This is a genomic window from Inquilinus sp., assembly GCF_057815775.1.
This window is the reverse complement of the sequence record NZ_JBYRFX010001084.1, coordinates 1-4,361: the sequence shown is the minus strand read 5'-3', so window position 1 is coordinate 4,361 and position 4,361 is coordinate 1. Positions and strand designations below refer to the sequence as shown.

Annotated in this window: 6 protein-coding genes; 3 read left to right on the top strand and 3 right to left on the bottom strand. The window is 67.8% G+C overall.

Annotated elements, in window-relative coordinates; translation table 11 throughout:
* On the top strand, nt 1–672 hold a 672-nt coding region (locus AC3XYG_RS38815; RefSeq protein WP_489145255.1), incomplete at its 5' end, for a CE1 family esterase.
* Between the two features lie 15 nt (nt 673–687).
* Here AC3XYG_RS38815 and AC3XYG_RS38810 read toward each other — a convergent pair.
* A complete protein-coding gene (locus tag AC3XYG_RS38810; RefSeq protein WP_489145254.1) occupies nt 688–2,073 on the bottom strand; it encodes an MFS transporter in 1,386 nt (461 codons plus the stop codon).
* Nucleotides 2,074–2,358: 285 nt separating this feature from the next.
* Between AC3XYG_RS38810 and AC3XYG_RS38805 the strand changes: the two genes are divergently transcribed.
* The gene (locus AC3XYG_RS38805; RefSeq protein ID WP_489145253.1) at nt 2,359–2,655 is read left to right on the top strand and encodes a hypothetical protein; all 297 of its coding nucleotides are present in this window, start codon (nt 2,359–2,361) and stop codon (nt 2,653–2,655) included.
* A 38-nt stretch (nt 2,656–2,693) separates the two neighbouring features.
* Here AC3XYG_RS38805 and AC3XYG_RS38800 read toward each other — a convergent pair whose 3' ends face one another.
* The gene (locus AC3XYG_RS38800; RefSeq protein WP_489145252.1) at nt 2,694–3,233 is read right to left on the bottom strand and encodes a GNAT family N-acetyltransferase; all 540 of its coding nucleotides are present in this window, start codon (nt 3,231–3,233) and stop codon (nt 2,694–2,696) included.
* Between the two features lie 221 nt (nt 3,234–3,454).
* Between AC3XYG_RS38800 and AC3XYG_RS38795 the strand changes: the two genes are divergently transcribed.
* Nucleotides 3,455–3,949 (top strand): Lrp/AsnC family transcriptional regulator, encoded by a 495-nt coding sequence (locus AC3XYG_RS38795; protein WP_489145251.1) that lies wholly within the window; start codon nt 3,455–3,457, stop codon nt 3,947–3,949.
* A gap of 47 nt (nt 3,950–3,996) precedes the next feature.
* On the opposite strand, the gene AC3XYG_RS38790 is transcribed toward AC3XYG_RS38795, so the two are convergent.
* Nucleotides 3,997–4,245: a DUF2312 domain-containing protein gene (locus AC3XYG_RS38790; protein WP_309797195.1), complete on the bottom strand. Its 249-nt coding sequence runs from the start codon at nt 4,243–4,245 to the stop codon at nt 3,997–3,999.
* Between the last annotated feature and the right edge of the window lie 116 nt (nt 4,246–4,361).

The following is a 4,361-nucleotide window of genomic DNA, read 5'->3' as shown; positions in this document are numbered from 1 at the left end:
GGCGTCTATCTGTTCTTCCACGGCTATGAGGGCTCGGCGGCCGACCAGATGCGGGCGACCGACCTGATCGCGACGGCCCAGGCGCACGGCCTGGCCTTCGCCGCCCCCGATGGCATCGACCACACCTGGTCGTTCGCGGGGTCACCCAGCCAGGACCGCGACGAGACCAAATTCGCCGGGGAGGTGCTGGACGATCTGCAGCGCCGCTTCGGCTTCGGCCCGGACCGGGTGGTGGTCGGCGGCTTCTCGCAGGGGGCGTCGATGGCCTGGTATGTCGCCTGCCATCTCGGCGACCGGGTCGCCGGCGCCGTCACCTTCTCCGGCGTGTTCTGGGACCCGCTGCCGCAGCCGTCGGATTGCGAGGCCACGCCGCCGCCGATCATCCATTTCCACGGCCGCGCCGACCACACCTTCCCGCTGGCCGGCCGCGCGATCGGCACCCACTGGCACCAGGGCGACACCTTCGCCAGCCGTGCGGTGCTGGAAGCGCGCGGGCAGTGCCGGATTGAAGACACCCACCCGGCCGTGATCGCCGGTGTGGCCTGCGAGGTGACGCCCGAATGCCTTCGCGGCAGCATCACCCTGTGCCTGCACGATGGCGGCCACGAGGTCCGCGCCCAATGGCTCGACGGCGGGCTGGACGCCCTGCTCGGCCACGCCGTGAGGGGCTGACGCAGCCGGCCCTTGTCAGCCCCGCTTGACGCCGAAGCTGGCGAGGAAGCCGAGGGTGCTGAGCAGGGCGGCGATGCCGAACACCCAGGACGCGGCATGGACGATGCCGGCGGCATCGACGGCGCCGGCCATGCCGGCCTCGTTGGCGACCAGCCCGGACAGCGCGGCGCCGATGGCGTAGCCGCCGGATTGCAGGGTCGGCAGCAGGCCGGAGGCGGCGTCGCGTTCGCCCGGCCGCGCCGCCTCCATCACCGCCTGGCTGAGAAAGGCCCAGGACATGCCGAAGCCGGCGCCGATCAGGACCTGGCACAGCATCAGCAGCCAGGGCTGGCCCGACACCAGCGCCACCATCACGCCGAACAGGCCGACCGCCAGCAGGAACGGCCCCGACCGGACCAGCCGGCCCTGGGTGCGGGGATCGGCGATGTTGGCGACCAGGATGGCCCAGCCGCTCCAGGACATCGCCATCAAGGCGCTGATATAGCCGGCCATGGTCGGGCCGTAGCCCCAGAGATGCTGGATGGTGATGTTGAGGTAGACCGAGGTCGCGGCCTGGGCCAGCGGCATCAGCAGCACCACCCACAGCCCGGCCCCGACCGTCGAGCGGAAGGTGAAGGCGTCGGACGGGAACAGCCGGTCGGCGCTGCGCCGGTCGGCCAGCACCACCGTCGCCAGCACCGCCATGGCGACGACGACACAGAGCGCCGCCTGCCAGCTGTGAGGCACGATGCCGGCGACCGAGACCAGCATGATGCCGGCGGCGCAGCCGGACAGGCGCAGGAGCGGCACCGCGGCACTGCGGCGCGGCCCTTGGTCCACGGGCACCACCAAGACGACCAAGGCGACGAAGACCAGGATCAGCGGCACGTTGACCAGGAAGGCGGCGCGCCAGGACACGGCCTCGGTCAGCGCGCCGGACAGCAGCGGCCCGCCGAACGCGGCCGCGGCCCAGACGATCGCCTCCGCCCCGAACACCTTGGGCATCAGCCGCGCCGGGAACATCTCCGGGATCAGCGCGTAGCAGACCGCGGCGATCATCCCTTCTCCCGCGCCCTGGAACAGGCGCCCGACCAGCACCACCGGCATCGATCCGGCAAGGCCGGCGATCAGGGTGCCGACCAGGAAGGCGAGGGCCGCGAGCATCAGGGCCGGGCGGGTGCCGATGCGCTGCTTGACCATCGCCGCGGCGGTGCCGCCGACGATCGCCGCGACGAGATAGACGGTGAAGGCCCAGCTGATCAGGCCGACGCCGCCGAGTTCGGTGACCGCGGTGGGCAGCGAGGTCGAGACCAGGAAGGTGTTGAGCGCGAACAGCGCGACGCCGAGGCACAGCGTGGCGACGCCGGTGCCGTAGCGCCGGGTGAGCAGCTCGCTCCACCGGCCGTCGATCGTCTCCTCCATGGTCCGCTCTCTTTTTCCAAGATTTACCTTGTTATATCTAGCAGACCGTCTGGGGAAAGAACAGGGGCTCGGGTGCCAACGGGTCGGCGATGCCCAGAACCCCCGCGCCGTAGGCCTGGGGACCTCCGGAAGAAACGGACGGGTCGCCCGACCTCGGCGGATCAATCAAATACTCACAATATTGAATCAATCCGGGGGACCTCTGGCAACATAGAATATTGATTTATTTAATCTCTCGTGCCATCATATCTGGCACAATACTTACATTAACAAGGCAATATTATTATGCAGCAAGCATTTGGAAGTATCAGCGGCAGCGACGGCTCGATCCTGAGCGGATCCGGCAACTTCTCGGTCCAGAAGACCGACACGGGCAAGTTCACGATCACGCTGCAGGGATCATCCTCCACCACCCCGGCCGTGGCCGCCACCCCGGGCGACGTCTACGTGACCGCGTCCGTCATCATTCCGTGGACGGATGGCGGCAGCGGCAAGCAGCCCAGCTTCGGCTTGCAGACGGGCTACACCGACAAGGGCACCGCGGACATCTATGTCGTCAATTTCATCGCGGCCTGGAACTAGGCATCTACCCACCCCGCCGGATCGCCCGGCCGGAGCTGTCAGCCCGGCCGGGCGATCCGGTACAGCACATGCGGGCGCAGCGGGTTGCCGGGCGGGACGGTGACGTCGTCGAAGTCGCCGCCGGGCACCTGGCGCATGCCCAGCCGCTCCATCGCCCGGCGCGACGGCGTGTTGATAGCCGAGGTGTAGCCGATCACCTCGGCCAGGCCGAAGCGCGACCAAGCGGCCGCCAGGCAGGCGGTGCCGATCTCGGTCGCATAGCCCTGGCGCCAGAAGGCGCGGCCGAGGATCCAGCCGATCTCGGCCGGGTGCCCGCCCGGCACCTCGGGCCCCGGCCGCGACAGGCCGGCGCCGCCGACCAGCGCCCCATCCGCCTTGCGCTCGACCGCCACGAAGCCGAAGCCGCATTCGGCCAGCTCCGCGATCGTCGCGTCGATCACGTCGCTGGTTTCCGCGGCGGTCAGCACGCTGGGATAATAATAGCGGCGGACTTCCGGATCGGCATTGATCGCCGCGAAATCGGCACGGTCCAGATCTTCCCAGGGGCGCAGGATCAGCCGGGGTGTCTCGAGTCTCATCGCTGCACCTGTGGATCCCGCTTGTAAGATCAAATCGCGGAAAATCGGACGCATCCGGATAATTTATCAGACAAATCGGATCCTATAAATCCGGCTTTGCCCTATTCCCAAGGCATCAAGTCTTCGCGGCGGACGTTATGCCGGAATCCCGACATTATTTTTCTTCATGTTCGGCGGCCTCCGATAAAAATTATCGCCGACACCTTGGCAAAAGCACCGATATGGCAAAAGAGACCCTGGACCGGATCGACCTGAAGCTGCTGCACGCCCTGCAGTCGAACGCCGCCCTGGCGATGCATGCGGCGGCGGACCGGGTCGGCCTGTCGATCGCCGCCTGCTACAAGCGGGTGCAGCGGCTGAAGCGCAGCCGTTGCATCGCCGGCGAGGTCGCCGTCGTCAGCCCCAAGACCATGGGCTGGCCGCTGGTCATGGTGGTGCTGGTGACGATCGAATCCGGCCAGAGCGCGCGGCTGGACGACATCATCCGCCGGCTGTCGGCACTGCCGGAAATCATCGAATTCCACTATGTCACCGGCGACTACGACCTCGTGCTCAAGGTCGTCGCCGAGGACATGGAAGCCTATGAAGGCTTCCTGCGGACGCAGCTGATGACGGTCGGCAACATCAAGGACGTCAAGACCCTGGTCGCGCTGCGCACCGTCAAGGACCGCAGCGCTATCCCGCCGGCGCCCCGGCTGCTGGCCGAGGCGGGCTGAGAGAGACAGCCGGGCCGCAGCCCCCGAGGGAGCGCGGCCTGCGCCTCTTACTCCAGCATGCCGAGGGCCTGCTTGTAGAGGTCGAGCAGCTCTTCCTGCTCGCGGCGGTCATCCTGCTCCATCTTCCGCAGGCGGATGATCTGGCGAATGATCTTGTTGTCGAAGCCGGTGCCCTTGGCCTCGGCATAGACATCCTTGATGTCGCCCGCGATCCCGGCCTTCTCCTCTTCGAGGCGCTCGATGCGCTCGATGAACGACTTCAGGCGATCCGCGGCGATACCACCGACATCCGACATGGGCTGGTCCTTCGACGAAATTGGCAACGGGCAAGGCGAACAGGCCTGCTCAGGGCGCGGGACCATAAAGCGCCGCCGCCGGGCCGGCAAGCGCGGCCGGACGGGGCCAGCGCCGG

Coding starts and splice junctions, on each gene's coding strand:
- AC3XYG_RS38810 (WP_489145254.1), bottom strand. CDS start 2,073: ATGGAGGAGACGATCGACGGCCGGTGGAGCGAGCTGCTCACCCGGCGC.
- AC3XYG_RS38805 (WP_489145253.1), top strand. CDS start 2,359: ATGCAGCAAGCATTTGGAAGTATCAGCGGCAGCGACGGCTCGATCCTG.
- AC3XYG_RS38800 (WP_489145252.1), bottom strand. CDS start 3,233: ATGAGACTCGAGACACCCCGGCTGATCCTGCGCCCCTGGGAAGATCTG.
- AC3XYG_RS38795 (WP_489145251.1), top strand. CDS start 3,455: ATGGCAAAAGAGACCCTGGACCGGATCGACCTGAAGCTGCTGCACGCC.
- AC3XYG_RS38790 (WP_309797195.1), bottom strand. CDS start 4,245: ATGTCGGATGTCGGTGGTATCGCCGCGGATCGCCTGAAGTCGTTCATC.